14 protein-coding genes are annotated in these 15,817 nt (G+C 71.1%); 5 read left to right on the forward strand and 9 right to left on the reverse strand.

Annotation, left to right across the window (positions count from 1 at the left end; genetic code table 11):
• The first annotated feature begins 18 nt into the window (after positions 1-18).
• The gene (locus tag ACR9Y5_RS04510) at positions 19-4,803 is read left to right on the forward strand and encodes an ExeM/NucH family extracellular endonuclease (protein ID WP_481296851.1); all 4,785 of its coding nucleotides are present in this window, start codon (positions 19-21) and stop codon (positions 4,801-4,803) included.
• A gap of 82 nt (positions 4,804-4,885) precedes the next feature.
• Here ACR9Y5_RS04510 and ACR9Y5_RS04515 read toward each other — a convergent pair whose 3' ends face one another.
• The 4 genes from ACR9Y5_RS04515 to ACR9Y5_RS04530 are packed head-to-tail and all read right to left on the reverse strand — an operon-like array spanning position 4,886 to position 7,201.
• Complete coding sequence (locus tag ACR9Y5_RS04515; RefSeq protein WP_481296852.1) at positions 4,886-5,209, reverse strand: CHY zinc finger protein; 324 nt, start codon at positions 5,207-5,209, stop codon at positions 4,886-4,888.
• Positions 5,206-5,817: a CbiQ family ECF transporter T component gene (locus ACR9Y5_RS04520; protein WP_481296853.1), complete on the reverse strand. Its 612-nt coding sequence runs from the start codon at positions 5,815-5,817 to the stop codon at positions 5,206-5,208. Before ACR9Y5_RS04520 ends, ACR9Y5_RS04515 begins: the two co-directional genes overlap by 4 nt.
• Positions 5,811-6,521: an energy-coupling factor ABC transporter ATP-binding protein gene (locus tag ACR9Y5_RS04525; RefSeq protein ID WP_481296854.1), complete on the reverse strand. Its 711-nt coding sequence runs from the start codon at positions 6,519-6,521 to the stop codon at positions 5,811-5,813. Before ACR9Y5_RS04525 ends, ACR9Y5_RS04520 begins: the two co-directional genes overlap by 7 nt.
• Positions 6,518-7,201, reverse strand: a complete 684-nt coding sequence (locus ACR9Y5_RS04530) for a biotin transporter BioY (protein ID WP_481296855.1) — start codon at positions 7,199-7,201, stop codon at positions 6,518-6,520. The genes ACR9Y5_RS04525 and ACR9Y5_RS04530 overlap by 4 nt, the downstream gene beginning before the upstream one ends.
• Positions 7,202-7,353: 152 nt before the next feature.
• Here ACR9Y5_RS04530 and ACR9Y5_RS04535 point away from each other — a divergent pair, with 152 nt between their 5' ends.
• Positions 7,354-7,863: a TetR/AcrR family transcriptional regulator C-terminal domain-containing protein gene (locus ACR9Y5_RS04535; protein WP_481299518.1), complete on the forward strand. Its 510-nt coding sequence runs from the start codon at positions 7,354-7,356 to the stop codon at positions 7,861-7,863.
• Here ACR9Y5_RS04535 and ACR9Y5_RS04540 read toward each other — a convergent pair.
• A complete protein-coding gene (locus ACR9Y5_RS04540) occupies positions 7,844-8,224 on the reverse strand; it encodes a DUF3566 domain-containing protein (RefSeq protein WP_481296856.1) in 381 nt (126 codons plus the stop codon). The two genes, ACR9Y5_RS04535 and ACR9Y5_RS04540, sit on opposite strands and share 20 nt — an antisense overlap.
• Positions 8,225-8,473: 249 nt before the next feature.
• Here ACR9Y5_RS04540 and ACR9Y5_RS04545 point away from each other — a divergent pair, with 249 nt between their 5' ends.
• A complete protein-coding gene (locus tag ACR9Y5_RS04545; RefSeq protein ID WP_481296857.1) occupies positions 8,474-9,130 on the forward strand; it encodes a hypothetical protein in 657 nt (218 codons plus the stop codon).
• A 168-nt stretch (positions 9,131-9,298) separates the two neighbouring features.
• On the opposite strand, the gene ACR9Y5_RS04550 is transcribed toward ACR9Y5_RS04545, so the two are convergent.
• Positions 9,299-9,928 (reverse strand): ScbR family autoregulator-binding transcription factor, encoded by a 630-nt coding sequence (locus tag ACR9Y5_RS04550; protein ID WP_481296858.1) that lies wholly within the window; start codon positions 9,926-9,928, stop codon positions 9,299-9,301.
• 331 nt (positions 9,929-10,259) lie between these two features.
• Here ACR9Y5_RS04550 and poxB point away from each other — a divergent pair, with 331 nt between their 5' ends.
• Positions 10,260-11,993, forward strand: coding sequence for a ubiquinone-dependent pyruvate dehydrogenase (gene poxB, locus ACR9Y5_RS04555; protein WP_481296859.1), 1,734 nt, complete (start codon positions 10,260-10,262; stop codon positions 11,991-11,993).
• 151 nt (positions 11,994-12,144) lie between these two features.
• Here the strand turns inward: poxB and ACR9Y5_RS04560 are convergent, their stop codons facing one another.
• The 3 genes from ACR9Y5_RS04560 to ACR9Y5_RS04570 form a co-directional block, all read right to left on the reverse strand.
• A complete protein-coding gene (locus ACR9Y5_RS04560) occupies positions 12,145-13,902 on the reverse strand; it encodes an LCP family protein (RefSeq protein ID WP_481296860.1) in 1,758 nt (585 codons plus the stop codon).
• A gap of 130 nt (positions 13,903-14,032) precedes the next feature.
• The gene (locus ACR9Y5_RS04565; protein WP_481296861.1) at positions 14,033-14,539 is read right to left on the reverse strand and encodes a MarR family winged helix-turn-helix transcriptional regulator; all 507 of its coding nucleotides are present in this window, start codon (positions 14,537-14,539) and stop codon (positions 14,033-14,035) included.
• Between the two features lie 49 nt (positions 14,540-14,588).
• Positions 14,589-15,134, reverse strand: a complete 546-nt coding sequence (locus ACR9Y5_RS04570; RefSeq protein WP_481296862.1) for a hypothetical protein — start codon at positions 15,132-15,134, stop codon at positions 14,589-14,591.
• A 76-nt stretch (positions 15,135-15,210) separates the two neighbouring features.
• Between ACR9Y5_RS04570 and ACR9Y5_RS04575 the strand changes: the two genes are divergently transcribed.
• The gene (locus ACR9Y5_RS04575) at positions 15,211-15,798 is read left to right on the forward strand and encodes an NADPH-dependent FMN reductase (RefSeq protein WP_481296863.1); all 588 of its coding nucleotides are present in this window, start codon (positions 15,211-15,213) and stop codon (positions 15,796-15,798) included.
• The last annotated feature ends 19 nt before the right edge of the window (positions 15,799-15,817 follow it).

Consider the following 15,817-nt stretch of genomic DNA (forward strand, 5'->3'; position numbering starts at 1 on the left):
CACCGACCGAGGAGAACAATGTCAACCAGATTCGGCAGGCTGGCGCGCGCCACCGCCGCCGCGATCGCGGGAGCCGGCCTCGCCGCCGGCGTGCTCGTCGCCACCCCCGCCTTCGCCAGCCCGGACGGCACGGGTGTCGTCATCAACGAGGCCTACTTGTCCGGCGGGAGCGCCGGCGCGGCCTACACGAACAAGTTCGTCGAGCTCTACAACCCGGGTGCCGGCGCGGTCAGCCTGTCGGGCTGGAGCCTGCAGTACCGCCCGGCCACGGGCACCGGCGCGTCGACGGGCGTCGTGCCGCTCACCGGTTCCATCGCCGCCAAGGGCTACTACCTGGTCGGCGGCGGCTCCAACGGCGCCGGCGGCCAGGCGCTGCCGACGCCCGACGCCGCCGGGAACGCCCTCAACCCGAGCGGCACCACCGGCACGCTCATCCTCGCCAAGTCGGCGTCCGCCCTGACGCTGCCGGCCGGCTCGGTGACCGCCGACCCGAACGTCGCCGACCTCCTGGGGTACGGCAGCTCGAACACGTTCGAGAAGGCGAAGGCCGCCGCCCCGTCGGGCAACACCGACGTGAAGTCGCTGGTGCGCACGAACGCCGCCGACACCGACGACAACAGCGCCGACTTCACGCTGAGCGCGACCATCACGCCGCAGAACTCGGCGTCCACGCCCGGCGACCCGGGCACCGGCGACCCCGGCACGGGAGATCCGGGAACCGGTGGCCCCGGAACCCCGGCCGACACCATCCCGATCGCCGACATCCAGGGAACCGGGGACACCAGCCCGAAGGCCGGGACGACGGTCACCACGACCGGTGTCGTCACCGCGCAGTACGCCACCGGCGGGTTCAACGGGTTCTACCTCCAGACCCCGGGCACCGGCGGCGCCATCGACCTGGCGACCCACACCGCCTCCGACGCCGTCTTCGTCTACGGCTCGTCCGCCGCGGCGGCTGTCGCGCAGGGCGACTACGTGAAGGTCACCGGCGCGGTCAGCGAGTTCAACGGCCTCACGGAGATCACCGCGAGTACCGTCACCGAGCTGGACGCCTCCACGGTCACCGCCCCCGTCCCCGCGACGGTCGGCCTGCCCGCGACGGCCGCCCAGCGCGAGAGCCTGGAGGGCATGCTGCTCGTCCCGCAGGGCGCCTTCACGGTCACCGACGTCTACTCGGCGAACCAGTACGGCGAGATCGGTCTGGCCGCCGGCTCCACGACGCTCGTGCAGCCGACCGAGGCCGCCCGCCCCGGCACGGCGGAGTACGCCGCCGCCGTGGCCGACAACGCCGCCCGCGCGGTGACGCTGGACGACGGCGCGTCGACAAACTTCCTCAGCGCGGCCAACAAGTCCAAGCCGCTGCCGTACCTGTCGCTCAGCGACCCGGTCCGTGTCGGTGAGGCCGTCACGTTCACCAAGCCGGTCGTGCTCGACTATCGCAACAACGCCTGGAAGTTCCAGCCGACCTCCGAGCTCACGCCCGCCGACGCGGCGACCGTGCAGCCGGTGACGTTCGCGAACACCCGCACCCCGGCTCCTGAGAACGTCGGAGGCGACCTGCGGCTCGCCACCTTCAACGTGCTCAACTATTTCACCACCACCGGTGACCAGCTGAGCGGCTGCACGTTCTACACCGACCGCGACGGCAACCCGATCACGGTCAACAGCGGATGCGACGCCCGTGGCGCCGCGGACGCCGTCAACCTCAACCGCCAGCAGGACAAGATCGTCGCGGCGATCAACGGCCTCGGCGCCGACGTGGTGTCCCTGGAGGAGATCGAGAACTCGGCCCGCTTCGGCGAGGACCGCGATTCCGCTCTAGCCACCCTCGTGGGCGCGCTGAACGCGGCCGCCGGGTCGGAGGTGTGGGCGTACGTGAAGTCGCCGTCGCGGCTGCCGGCGACCGAGGATGTGATCCGCACCGCGTTCATCTACAAGAAGGCGAACGCCGTACCGGTCGGCGCGTCGAAGATCCTCGACGACCCGGCGTTCTCGAACGCACGCCAGCCGCTCGCGCAGGCCTTCAAGAAGGTCGGCACGAAGGACTCGTCGGCGTTCCTCGCGATCGTGAACCACTTCAAGTCGAAGGGTTCCGGCACGGGCGCCGACGCCGACCAGGGCGACGGCCAGGGTGCGTCGAACGCCTCGCGCGTGAACCAGGCGAACGCTCTGGTCGCCTTCGCCGACGAGCGCAAGGCGGCGCTGAAGACCGACAAGGTGCTCCTCATCGGCGACTTCAACGCCTACCTGAAGGAGGACCCGATCACGGTCCTCACCGACGCGGGTTATGTCGACCAGGTCAGCACCCGCACCTCGAAGGCGACCTACTCCTTCGGCGGGACGACCGGCTCCCTGGACCACGTCCTCGCGTCGCCTGCGGCGAACGCGGCGATCACCGGCGCGGATGTCTGGAACATCAACTCGGGCGAGTCCGTGGCGCTGGAGTACAGCCGCTACAACTACAACGTCACGAACTTCTACGCCGCCGACCCGTACCGGTCGAGCGACCACGACCCGATCGTGGTGGGCCTCGGTCTCGCCGCGAAGCCCGTGACGCTGAACCTGCTGAACATCAACGACTTCCACGGCCGGATCGACGCCAACACCGTGAAGTTCGCCGGCACGATCGAGAAGCTGAAGGCGGAGGGCGGCGAGGCGAACTCGCTCTTCCTCTCCAGCGGCGACAACATCGGCGCCTCCCTGTTCGCCTCCGCCTCGGCGGGCGACATCCCCACGCTCGACGTGCTCAACACCCTCGGGCTGAAGACCAGCGCGGTCGGCAACCACGAGTTCGACAAGGGCTACGCGGACCTCACCGGACGGGTGAAGGATGCGGCGGACTTCTCCTACCTCGGCGCGAACGTGTACGAGAAGGGCACGAAGACACCCGCTCTCCCCGAGTACGCCGCGTTCGACGTCGACGGGCTGACCGTGGGCGTGATCGGCGCCGTGACACAGGAGACGCCGACCCTCGTGTCGCCGGGCGGTGTCTCGTCGCTCGACTTCGGCGACCCGGTCGAGGCGGTCAACCGCGTCGCCGGCGAGTTGACCGACGGCGACCCCGCCAACGGCGAGGCCGACGTGCTGGTCGCGGACTACCACGAGGGCGCCGGCTTCGGCACGCCCGACGGCGCCACGCTCGAGCAGGAGGTCGCGGCCGGCGGAGCGTTCGCCGACATCGTCACCAAGACGAGCGCGAAGGTCGCGGCGATCTTCACGGGCCACACGCACAAGCAGTACGCGTGGGACGCGCCGGTCCCCGGAGTGGACGGCAAGACCCGTCCGATCCTGCAGACCGGCAGCTACGGCGAGAACATCGGCCAGGTCACCCTGACCGTCGACCCGGAGTCGGATGCGGTCACCGCCTACACTGCGCGCAACGTCGCACGGACGACGGACGCCGACGACACTCTCGTCGCCGCCTACCCGCGGGTCGCGGCGGTGAAGACGATCGTGGACAAGGCGCTCGCCGACGCGGCCGTGATCGGCGACCAGAAGGTCGGCTCGGTGACCAAGGACATCACCACCGCTTACCTGAACGGGGCCCGCGACGACCGCATGAGCGAGTCCACGCTCGGCAACCTGGTCGCCGACTCGCTGCTGTCCAGCCTCTCCTCGCAGGAGCTCGGCGGCGCCGAGATCGGCGTGGTGAACCCGGGCGGTCTGCGGGCGGAGCTGCTCTACGGCACCGACGGGAGCATCACGTACGCCCAGGCCAACGCAGTGCTGCCGTTCGTCAACAACCTCTGGACCACGTCCCTCACCGGGGCGCAGTTCAAGCAGGCGCTGGAGCAGCAGTGGCAGCGCAACGCCGACGGCACCGTGCCGAGCCGTCCGTTCCTCAACCTGGGACTGTCGAAGAACGTCAGCTACACCTACGACGCGACCCGACCGGAGGGCGACCGGATCACGAGCATCCTCGTGAACGGGAAGCCGATCGACCCGGCGACGTCGTACCGGATCGGCTCGTTCTCGTTCCTGATCCAGGGCGGCGACAACTTCCGCGCCTTCGCGGCGGGGTCGAACACGAAGGACTCCGGACTGATCGACCGCGACGCGTGGATCAGCTACATCCAGAAGAACAGCCCGCTGTCGCCCAGCTTCGAGAAGCGCGGCGTCGGCGTGAGCGGTGTGCCCACCGGGACGCTGCAGCGCGGTCAGCAGGTCACCCTCCAGGTGTCCAAGCTGAACCTCACCTCGCTCGGCAGCCCGGCCAACACGAAGCTCGACCTGTCGTGGAACGGTTCCATCGCCCTCGGCAGCGCGCCGGTGGGTGCGGCGGGCAACGCGACGGTCGCCTTCACGGTTCCGGCGGACGCCGCGGGCCCCAGCACCCTGGTGCTGACGGCCCCGGACTCGGGCACCACCGTCCGCGTCCCGCTCACCGTCGCGGACGCCCCGACCGACCCCAAGCCTGGGACGGACCCGAAGGCGGCCAAGGAGTCGGCGCTCACCAAGGCCCTGAAGGACGCGGTCACCGTCGACAAGGAGACCTACCGCCCGGGTGAGACCGTGCTCGTCACCGTCGGCGCGAAGCACGCCGGCGAGTGGGTCTCGGTCTGGCTGTACTCGAAGCCGCAGAACATCAGCGGCGGCTGGGTGCAGGTGCCCGCGAGCGGTGTGATCGGCCTGACCCTCCCGAAGGACGCGGGCAGCGGCGAGCACAAGCTGTCGGTGCAGAACGCCTCCGACGGGGTGGTCGGCTGGACGACGCTGAAGGTCAAGGCGGACAGGCCGTCCACCGGGATCCCGGCGATCGACCGGCTGCTCACCGTGCTGGACCGCATCTTCGGCTGGTTCTAGCCCTCACGGTCACGGATGCCGGGCGCGCGCGAGGGTGCCCGGCATCCGTGCGTCCGGCAGCCGCGCTGCCCGCTGCGGTCGCTCAGCTCTCGAAGTAGAGGTGGGTGTGAAGCCGGCAGCCGGGGTTGAAGGGCGCCGCACAGTCCGGGCACGCGTCCACCTCGAGGTACTCCGCGATGGTCAGCTCGTGGCCGCACACCCCGCAGAGCACCGCGCGCTCCCGGCGGCTGCCGACGGGCCACTGGCGGGCGGGATGCCCGGCCGCCTCGGCGTGGCAGAGGTGGCAGGGGTAGTACTCGCCGCAGCAGGCGAACCGGATGGCGATCACATCGAGCGGCGACCGGTAGTGGATGCAGCGCGTCTCGTCATCGACCACGGGGCCGAGCACCCGCGGGCGGTCCGTCATCGCACTCCCCGTGCGGAGAGCGCCTCGCCAAGCTGGTCGGCGTGCTTGAGGGACAGGATGAGGAACGGCACCGCGAAGAAGCGTACGCCGGGCCGGGCGCCCCGCGCGCGCTGCGCCTCCCGCACCTCGCCCGCGAGCCGCGCGAGCACGGGAACGGTCGTGAGGGTGACCGTGAGCAGCACCGCCGCGCGACCCGAGTCGAGGTGCAGCCGTTCGAGCGGGCGGAGGCCGCGCTCGACGGCGTCGAGGAGCGCGGAGACGCGGGTGGTGAGGGCCAGCAGGCCGGCGAGCAGCACGGCGCACGTCACCCGCGCGGTGTTCGCGACGGCGGGTTCGGGCCCGAGGAAGATCAGCTGGGCGCCGAGCGTGACGACGATGAGCCAGCGGAGCGCGACCGTCTGCCGGGCCAGCTCCCGCATCCCGAGCATCCCGTCGCCGAGACCGGCGAGGGCGTAGGCGGCCACGGTCGTCGCTGCCGCCGCACCGGCCGCCCACCAGAGCGACGGCAGCAGCGAGACGGCCAGCACGAGCACGAGCAGGAGCAGCAGCTTCGGCCCGGCGGGCATCCGGTGCAGGATGCCGCTGCCGGGCCGGTAGAGGCTCAGCACGTCAGCGCCGCCTCGTACTCGGCGATGACATCGTCGGGGGGTCCGACCGCCTCCACCCGGCCCGCGGCGAACAGGACCGCCGCGTCGCAGCGCGCGGCGAGCGTCAGGTCGTGCGTCACCAGCACCAGGCGGTGGCCGGCGTCCTCCAGCAGATGGGAGGCCACGAGGCGGGAGTTGCGCGCGTCCAGGTACGTGGTCGGCTCGTCGGCGACGACCAGCCGCGGGCGCCGGACGAACGCTCCGGCGAGGGCGAGCAGCTGCTTCTGACCCCCGGAGAGCTCGTGCGAGGAGCGGTCGCGCAGCGCGGCCAGGCCGAAGCGGTCGAGCGCCTCATCCACCCGCTGTGCGGCCTCGTCGCGGCCCAGACGCCCAGGGCGCTGACGCTCGGGCCGCAGCGAGAACGCGACGTCCTCCGCGACGGTCGGCATGACGATCTGCGCGTCGGGGTTGCTGAAGACGACGGCAACGTCCCGGCGCAGCTCCGCGGACTGCCGGGCGGGGTCGTGGCCGAGGATGCGTACGCTGCCGCCGGTGGCCGTCACCAGCCCGGCGAGCAGGCGCGCGAACGTCGACTTGCCCGAGCCGTTCTCGCCGACGACCGCGATCGTCCGCGCATCGAGCGCGAGGCTCACGTCCCGGAGGGCGTCGACCTCGCCGAGCCGGACGCCGACGTGCTCGAGGACGATCGCGGGGGAGTCCGTCACGGTACCCGCGGCTCGGCGGACTGCGCCGGCTCGGCGGCCTCGGCGGACCCGGGCACGGTCTCCGCGGGACGAACCGCGCTGCGGGGCGCGACCCACGTGCGGCGGAACGCTCGCGGGTAGGCGCGCACCAGCGTCATGACGATGGCCGTCGCGATCACCGCCTTCACGAGGTCGCCGGGCACGAAGACGAGGCTCAGCGCCGCCGTCGTGTCGAGGGGGAGCCGGGTGACCAGGCTCTGCACCGGCACTCCGAAGGCGTAGACGACGAGGATGCCGCCAACGACCATCCCGAGCAGCGTGCGCCACCACACCGGCCGGCGGCCGTCCGCGTGCACGATGAGGCCGATCACCAGCGCGCCGGCGATCCAGCCGAACAGGTAGCCGGCGCTCGGGCCGACGAAGACACCGATCCCGCCGCTCCCGCCGGAGAGCAGCGGCAGTCCGACCGCGACGAGCGCCAGCAGGACCGCCATGGACAACGCGCCGAGCCAGGGGCCGAGGATGGCGCCCGCCAGCATCACGCCGAGGGTCTGCGCGGTGATCGGCACCGAGCCGAAGACGCTGAGGCCGCCGGGCAGGCCGAGCACGGCGACGATGGCGGCGAAGACCGCGACGCGGGCGAGGTCGGTCGCGTCGAGCCGGCGACGCGGGGACGAGGTGGGGGGAGTGGAGGTGGTCACGGGCGCATCCTTACCTGAACGGTGTTCACCTGAACGGTGTTCACTATACTGACGAGGTGGCAGGGAACGAAACCGGACGCCGGCACTCGCGCGACGACGTCGCCGAGGCGGCGCTCCGCATCCTCGACGACCTCGGGCTGGCCGACCTCACCATGCGCCGTCTGGCCGGCGCACTCGACGTGCAGCCGAGCGCCCTGTACTGGCACTTTCCGAACAAGCAGACGCTCCTCGCGGAGCTCGCCGACCGTATCGTCGCCGCGCGCACGCCGGCTCCGCTCGCCGAGGACGCTGCCTGGCAGGATGCTGTCCGCGCCGAGGCGGACGCGTTACGGGATGCGCTGCTCGCGTACCGCGACGGCGCCGAGGTCGTCTCCAGCACGCTCGCGCTCGGCCTCGGCTCGCCCGAGACCGTCGACCGCCTCGCCCGCGCGGTCGCCCGCGGCGGCTTCGACGCCGAGACCTCGCGGCGCTCGGCGACGGCGCTGCTCCACTTCGTACTCGGCCATGTGTCGCATGAGCAGCAGCGCATCCAGTACGACTCGCTGGGCGTGCTCGTCGATCACCCGGAGTCGCCCCTCGACGAGGACGACCCGGCGGCCGCGTTCGCCTTCGGGGTCGGGCTGCTCGTCGGGGGACTGGAACTCAGTCGCTCCCGAACGTGACCTTCCAGCCGCCCACCACGTGCACCGCGAGGTTGAACAGGGCGGCGAAGATCGCACCGAGCGCGGAGACCACGATGACCTCGAGGAGCGCGACCACCAGCGTGAAGGTCATGACGTTCGGGAACGTCAGGCCCGCGACGAGGTTGGCGCCCTGCGCGCCCGCGATGTCCTCGAGGAAGCTGCTCGCGGCCCCCACTACGCCGAACCGGTCCAGCGCGTACCAGAGCAGCAGGCCGATCACCACGGTGATCGCCGCGACGATGATGCTCACCAGGAACGACATCTTCAGCGCCGACCAGAAGTCGACATAGACCAATCGCATCGTCGCCCGGCGCTTCTTCGCCTTGGCCTGTGACGGCATGCGCTTCCTCCCCGACCGACCACGTGCGCCGTCTCCGGCGCTCCCCGTCGGGCAAGTCTACGGGACGGCCTCGCGCATCCCGGGAGGGACGAACCGGCGGTGTTCGCTGCCGTGTTCCGTAGAAATGCATTGAATTCGCGTCATGTTTCGCGTCCGGAGCTCGTCCTTGTGAGGGGACGCATGGCTCAGCTCTCCGTGACCGCGCGCCCGTCCTCACCCACATCGTCGACTTCGAATCGAGAAACAACCATGAAGAAAACCATCCGTACCGGTGTCCTGGCGGCCTCGGCCGTCGCGCTCGGACTCACGTCCGCTCTGGCGCTCGCGCTTCCCGCCGGTGCTGCGACCACCACGACGACCTACACGTTCGTGGGCGGCACCACGACCATCCCCGCAGGGAACTCGGCGCCGGTGTCTCACGCGTTCACCGTCTACACCCCGACGGACATGACGGTGAAATCGCTGACCAACACGGTCACGCTTCCGCAGGGTCTCACCTTCACCGGACCGGTCACGATCGAGGCCAACAACGGCGACGGCTCGGGCACCTGCACCATCGTCACCCCCACACAGCTGACCTGCACCTACACCGGACTCCACACCTTCCGTGCGGACGACGCGGGAGGGTCGAGCGACTGGCTCACGACGCGATACGGCGTGGCTGTGGCAGCCGACGTCGCCCCGGGATCGTACGTGACCACCTACAGCGGCGTGCTCACCCGGGCCGATGACTCCACGTACACGATCGCTGCAGGCACCCGCTCGCACACGATCGTCGTGCCGCAGGTCTTGGACGCGCCCGTCGTGAGCGCTGCCGGCGCGCTGGGGGCCGCAGCCGTCGCCGGAGCGTCCGTCCCGCTGGTTCTGCTCAAGCGCCGTCGGCGCCAGGCCGCAGCTCAGGGCTGAGCGGCCGGGCGGGGCGCCCTCGGGAGGCGCCCCGCCCATTCCGGGCCTCACCAGAAGCGCCCGAGGACCGAGTCCATACCGATCGTCCGGTTCTGGCGTAGAATGCATTGTGCACCTCGGCGCGGCCGTAGCGGATTGGGGGCGCTGCGGCCGGGTCGATGTCGATTCTCACCGGATGAGCTCGGGAAGCGCCGCCCCGGCGGTCGCGCGGTCGGCCGCCACGATGCCCGGGAGGAGCACGGTCCACAGCTCGCGCACCCGCTGCAGCAGGTCGGCCCGGCCCGAGAACGTCTCCGACACGAGCTGCACCCCCGTGTAGGAAGCGACCACCACGCTCGCGAGCATGCCCGGATCCAGACCTCGTCGCAGGTCACCCTCCTCGAGGGCCCGGCCGAACAGCGACTCCGCCAAGCGCAGCCAGTCGCGGTACGGGTCGGTGACCGGCGTCTCGAACGACGCGACGTCGGTGGTCAGCCGGATGCCCGCCTGCACGACGGGGTCGCTGAGCAGCTGACGCGCGAGCACGCCGCTCAGCAGCACCATCGTCTCCAGCCCCGGCCGCTCCTCCTCGAGCACTTCGGCGGCGGCGGCCATGGTGCGGCGATGCTGCTCGGCGATCACCGCGCGCGCCAGCTCGTCCTTCGAGGGGAAGTGGAAATACAGGGCGCCCTTCGTGACGCCCGAGGCCGCGGCGATGTCTGCGATCGACGTGAGCCCGTAGCCGCGACGCCCGAACACCGACGCGGCGCCCTCGACGATCGTGTCGCGGGTCACCTGCGCCCTCACCTGCTTCACCATGATGGGCTCACGTTAACCCACACTTCCTCTGCGAAGGATGAACGATTTCCTGCGTGGGGGCAGCGTCCTACCGGTATTCACGTGGGCTGTCCTGCAGTGCCCGCTTGATCTCCGGCGAAGCGGCTTCGTCGTAGGCCTGCCTGATCTCGGCCGACCATGAGCTCGATGTGGCAGCCGCTGACCTATCGTCCGGCTTCTGGTCCGCCTGGCGGCATTTCCACTCTCCACGGCGCAGGGTGAACGGCCAGCCCAAGAGGCGTAGGTTTGCCCTGCCGGGAGTGCGACGCGGCGCGACCGGCGTATCCGATTCCCCGATCGAGGGAGGAACGCCATGCCCACCGTCGCCGACACCACCGTCGAGATCCTGCAGGATGCGGGGGTGACGCGCGTGTACGGCATCCCGGGCGACTCCCTCAACGGCTTCACCGACGCGATCCGCCGTAACGACACGATCACCTGGGAGCACGTGCGGCACGAGGAGGCGGCGGCGTTCGCCGCGTCGGCCGAGGCGGCACTGACCGGGCGGCTGGCGGTCTGCGCGGGGAGCTGCGGGCCGGGCAACACGCACCTCATCAACGGGCTCTACGACGCCAACCGCAGCCGCGTGCCGGTGCTCGCCATCGCCGCGCAGATCCCCGGAGCCGAGATCGGCAGCGGATACTTCCAGGAGACGCACCCGCAGGAACTGTTCCGCGAGGCGAGCGTCTACACGGAGCTGGTGAGCCAGGCCGACCAGATGCCGCGTATCCTCGAGATCGCGATGCGCACCGCGATCGAGCGCCGCGGGGTCGCCGTGGTCGTCGTGCCCGGCGAGATCTTCCTCGCCGACAGCGCCGGGCGCCGCAAGTCGGCCCCGATCACGTTCTCGCCGCGAGTGACGCGACCGACCGATCCGGAGCTTCAGGCGGCCGCGGACATCCTGAACGACGCCAGGAAGGTGACGATCCTCTCGGGAGCGGGCGCCGAAGGGGCGCACGCGCAGCTGGTCGCCGTCGCGGAGGCGCTCAAGGCGCCGATCGTGCACGCCATGCGGGGCAAGGAGTTCATCGAGTACGACAACCCGTACGACGTCGGGATGACCGGGCTGCTGGGCTTCTCCTCCGGGTACCGGGCGATGGAGTCGTGCGACGCGCTGCTCATGCTCGGAACCGACTTCCCGTACCAGCAGTTCTTCCCGTCGAAGGCGAAGATCATCCAGGTCGACATCCGCGGCGAGAACCTGGGCCGCCGCGTGCCCCTCGACCTCGGGCTCGTCGGGAGCGTGAAGGACACGGTGGACGCGCTGCTCCCGCTGCTCAGCGAGCGGAAGGACCGCAAGCACCTCGACTCCTCGCTCGCGCACTACGCCAAGACACGCAAGAGCCTCGACGACCTGGCGGTGAACGACCGCAACCGCACGCCCATCCACCCCCAGTACGTCGCGCGGCTGGTGAGCGAGCTGGCCTCCGAGGACGCCGTGTTCATTCCGGATGTCGGCTCCCCGGTCGTCTGGGCCGCCCGCTACCTGCGGATGAACGGGCGGCGCCGCCTGATCGGCTCGTTCACCCACGGCAGCATGGCGAACGCGCTCCCGCAGGCGATCGGTGCGCAGACGGCCTTTCCCGGCCGCCAGGTGGTCGCGCTCGCCGGGGATGGCGGACTCGCGATGCTGCTCGGCGAGCTGCTCACCCTGCGCCAGAACAAGCTGCCGGTGAAGATCATCGTCTTCGACAACTCGTCGCTCAACTTCGTCGAGGTGGAGATGAAGGCGGCGGGCTTCGTGAACTTCGGGACCGGCTTGGAGAACCCCGACTTCGCGCAACTCGCGCAGGCAGCAGGGCTGCACGGCCAGCGCGTCGAGAAGCCGGACGAGCTGGAAAGCGCGCTGCGCACCGCGTTCGCGCACGACGGACCGGCGCTGGTGGATGTGGTCACCGCGCGGCAGGAGCTCAGCATCCCGCCGGCGATCACCGCGAAGCAGGTCGGCGGCTTCACGCTCTACGCGCTGCGCACCATCATGAACGGCCGTGGCGACGAGCTCATCGACCTGGCCGACACGAACGTCTTCCGCCGCCTGTTCGACTGACGCCGGCCGCCGGGCGCCGGCCGCCGGCCGCCGGTCCGCCTACCGCTGCCGTCGCTAGGCGACTGCGGTCGTTCGTCACCTCTGCGCCGGGGCGACCGGGCGCAGACGTTACGTACGACCGCAGTCGCGCGGCGCGCGGCGGCCCGGCGCTTCAGTTGATGCAGACCTGGTCGCTGTAGTTGGTGGCCGGGCCCGACGGGGTGGGGGCCGGTGCGGGCGCTGCGGGTGCGCCGCCCGCGGCGGGCGCGGCAGGCGCAGCCGGCATGATGCCGTCGTCGCCGAGGACCACGGTCACGGTGCTGACGGTGTCCGTCTGCTGCACTGCAGCGCCCGGAAGGTAGGCGGCGACCGCCTTCGCCTGCGCCTCCTGGCCCGGCTTGTACTGGATGACCGTCGTCGCGCGGGTGTCCGCGTCGCCCGGTGTCCCGGTCTTGAAGCCGGCCGCGGCCAGGGTCTGCGTCGCCGTCGTCGCAGCGCCGTTCGCGCTGCCGCCGTTGAGCACCGTCACGGTGGTGTCCGCGGGCTTGGCGGCCGTCGCACTGTCATAGGCCGTCGGGGTGCCCATCAGGCTCTGGATGAACGCCGGCATCGCCGCGGTGTCGACCTCCACGATCGAGACGTCGTCGCCGTCGACCGTGATGGTCGGGGTGCCGGAGATCGGGATGGTCGCCGACTGGATCTTCCCGCCGGTCAGCCCCTGCAGCTGGCTCGCCAGCTGCAGGAAGTTGAGGCCGGGGTCCGTCTCCAGCGAGCCGCTCACCGCATCCAGCACCTTCGTCAGCTTGCCCGGGTTGAGCAGGGTCCCGGCGGAGAGGAACTTGTGCGCCTCGACCGACAGGAAGTACTGCTGGCGGACGACACGGTCGAGGTCGCCGCGGGGGAGGCCGTGCCGCTGGCGCACGAACGACAGCGCCTGCTTCGCGTCCAGGGTGGACACGCCGGCCGGGAAGTCCGCGCCCGAGTACGGGTCGTCGACCGCGTTGTTGAGGCACACCTGCACCGGGCCGAGCGCTTGCGCGATCGTGTAGAAGCCGAGCAGCGAGACGCGCACGTAGTGGTCGATGCTCAGCCCGGTCAGGTTCTGCACCGTCTGGATGAGCAGCTTGGCGCCGCTCGTCGGGTCGGATCCCCCGCCGCCGAGCGAGAAGGCGGCGTTGAGCTTGTTCATGCCGTGGCCCGGCACATCCACCCAGGAGTCGCGGGGCAGCGAGATCAGGGTGGCCGACTTCCCGTTGGCAGGGATGTGCAGGATCATCATCGTGTCGGTGTTCGTGCCGCCGCCGTCATCCGTCGTGCTGAGCTGGTCGAGCTCGGCCTGCGTCGCCCCGGTGGGGCGGTGGTCGTCGCCGACGAGCAGGATGTTCTGGTCCTCGCCGTCGACGTCCGACCCGGTCTTCGAGATGACGTCGACGTGCTTCACGCCGCCGACGAAGCGGAAGTAGCTGTACGCGGCGTACCCGCCGACCACCACGAGGATGACGGCGAGCGCGGCCGCCGTCCAGGCGACGATGCGCTTGGCGCGGCGGCGGTTGCGCGGCGTCTTGCCGGGACCGGGCGGGGTGCCGCCCGTGCCGTCGCCACCGGTGCTGTCGCCGCCGTCGCGGCCTCCGCCGTCGCCGAGGCCTCCGCCGTCGCCGCGTCCGCCACCGTTGCCGCGTCCGCCACCGCCGCGTCCGGCGCCGTCGCGTCCGGCGCCCGTGCCGCCGAGCCCCGGGGCGTCGCCGCCGAGGCCGAACGGATCGAAGGGCTTCGCGCCACCGCCGGTGGGCACCCCGGCCGCGGGCCGGGTCGCGCGCACCGGGCGGCGCGGGTCGGCGGGGGGAACGCGGCCGAAGACCTCGGTCGCCGGAGGCTGCTGGTCGCTGCCGTCGGCGCCGGGTCCTGTCGCGGGGAAGTTCGGGCGTCGCACACGGAAACGCTAGGGGGCGACGCCTTGGAACCGGCTGGTTTCCACCGGTGTTCCCGACGAATGGCCAGGAATTCCGCGACGCCCTCCCAGCGGACACGCCGCCGGAGCGGCCGCGGGCCTGCGAGAACGCTCAGTCGTCGCAGTCGTCGGGAGGGGCGCAGCCCTCCGCCGCGATCGCCGCGGTCATGGCGTGCGCGATGCCGAGCAGCTCCTCCTGCTGCTCCGTCGACAACGCGTCGAACAGGATGCGGCGGATCGTCGCCGAGTGCTTCGGCAGGGCGCGTACCACGACGCGGCGGCCCTCACCCGTCAGGTGGATCCAGCTGGCCCGGCGGTCCTCCGCACAGTCCTGCCGCTCGACGAGCCCGCGCGCGGCCATGCGGGTCACCTGGTGCGAGACCCGGCTCTTCTCCCAGCCGGTGACCTCCACGAGGTCGCGGACGCGCAGCCGACGGCCCGGCGAGCGGGTCAGCGCCATGAGCACTTCGAGTTCCGAGATCGAGATGCCGGCGTCGTGCTGCAACTGCGCGTCGAGGGTGCGGTCGAAGCCGCGGCGCATCGTGTGGAACGTCTGGAACAGCTCCAGCTCGTCGTCCGTCAGCTTGCGCGGATCGGGACGTGTGCGCGCGGTGGCCATACGCCATCCTGACACGGCGGCGGGACCGGCGCACCGCGTCGCCGTGCGCTCAGTGGACGAGTGCCTCGAGGAAGACCACCAGCACGCCGAGGGCGACGATCGCCAGCAGTGCCGCGAGCTGGCGCCATCCCGACAGGCCGGTCCGCGAGACCGCGATCCGTGCGATCACCGCCAGGGAGACGATCAGCGCAACGATCGCGATCGTCATGCCGGTGCGGTCCTCGATGACGTCGAAGACGGCCAGCCCGACCGAGAGGAGGGGCACCACCAGGACGCCGAGAGCGCGCGACGACACGGCCACCATGTGGCGGAACTCGAGTGCGGTCGGCAGATTGCTGTGCACGATCATGTGCGACACCAGGTCCGAGGCGAGGCCGGCGAGCAGCACGCCCACCACCGAGATGACGAGGGTCCACAGCACGGTGGGGGAGTCGAGCTCGCCGCCGTGCGCGTTCATCGCCATCAGGATCGCGAGCGCGGTGAAGGTGACGTAGATGCGCTCGCGCAGGCGGTCGCCCGCCTGCCTGCGCTGCTCCTCGGTGGCGTCGGCCGGGAGGTGGATGTCGTCGTTGCGGTCGGCGCGCTCGTCGGACATGCGGCGAGCCTACCGGGAATGCCCGACGGCGGCGCCGGGTTCACAACGGTGACACGTCATCAAAAGGAAGGCTGACATGACGAAGATCGCCATCATCATCGGAAGCACGCGTCCGGGGCGCAACGGCGAGGCCGTGGCCCGCTGGGTGTACGAGAACGCCGCGAAGCGCACGGGCGTCGAGTACGAGCTCGTGGACCTGAAGGACTGGGACCTGCCTCATCTCGACGAGGCCATGCCCGCCGCGATGGGCCAGTACGCCGGGGAGCACACCAAGGCGTGGGCGGCCAAGATCGCCGAGTTCGACGGCTACCTGTTCGTCACCCCCGAGTACAACCACAGCACGTCGGGCGCGCTCAAGAACGCGATCGACTACGTCGGGGCCGAGTGGTACAACAAGGCGGCCGGCTTCGTGAGCTACGGCGTCTTCGGCGGTGCGCGCGCCGTCGAGCACCTGCGACTGGTGCTCTCGCAGCTCCAGATCGCGACGGTCAGCGCCCACGTCGGCCTGAGCCTCGCGCACGACTTCGAGAACTGGCAGCTCAAGCCGACCGAGCAGCAGACGGCCGCGCTGACCCCGCTGTTCGACCAGCTCGAGTCGTGGTCCGCAGCGCTCGCGACGGTTCGCGCCGACGCCGAGCAGGAGCAGGACGAGGCCGCGGCCTAGTCTCCCTGGTTCGTGCTTC

The organism is Leifsonia sp. KNZ13-11D (genome assembly GCF_056754895.1).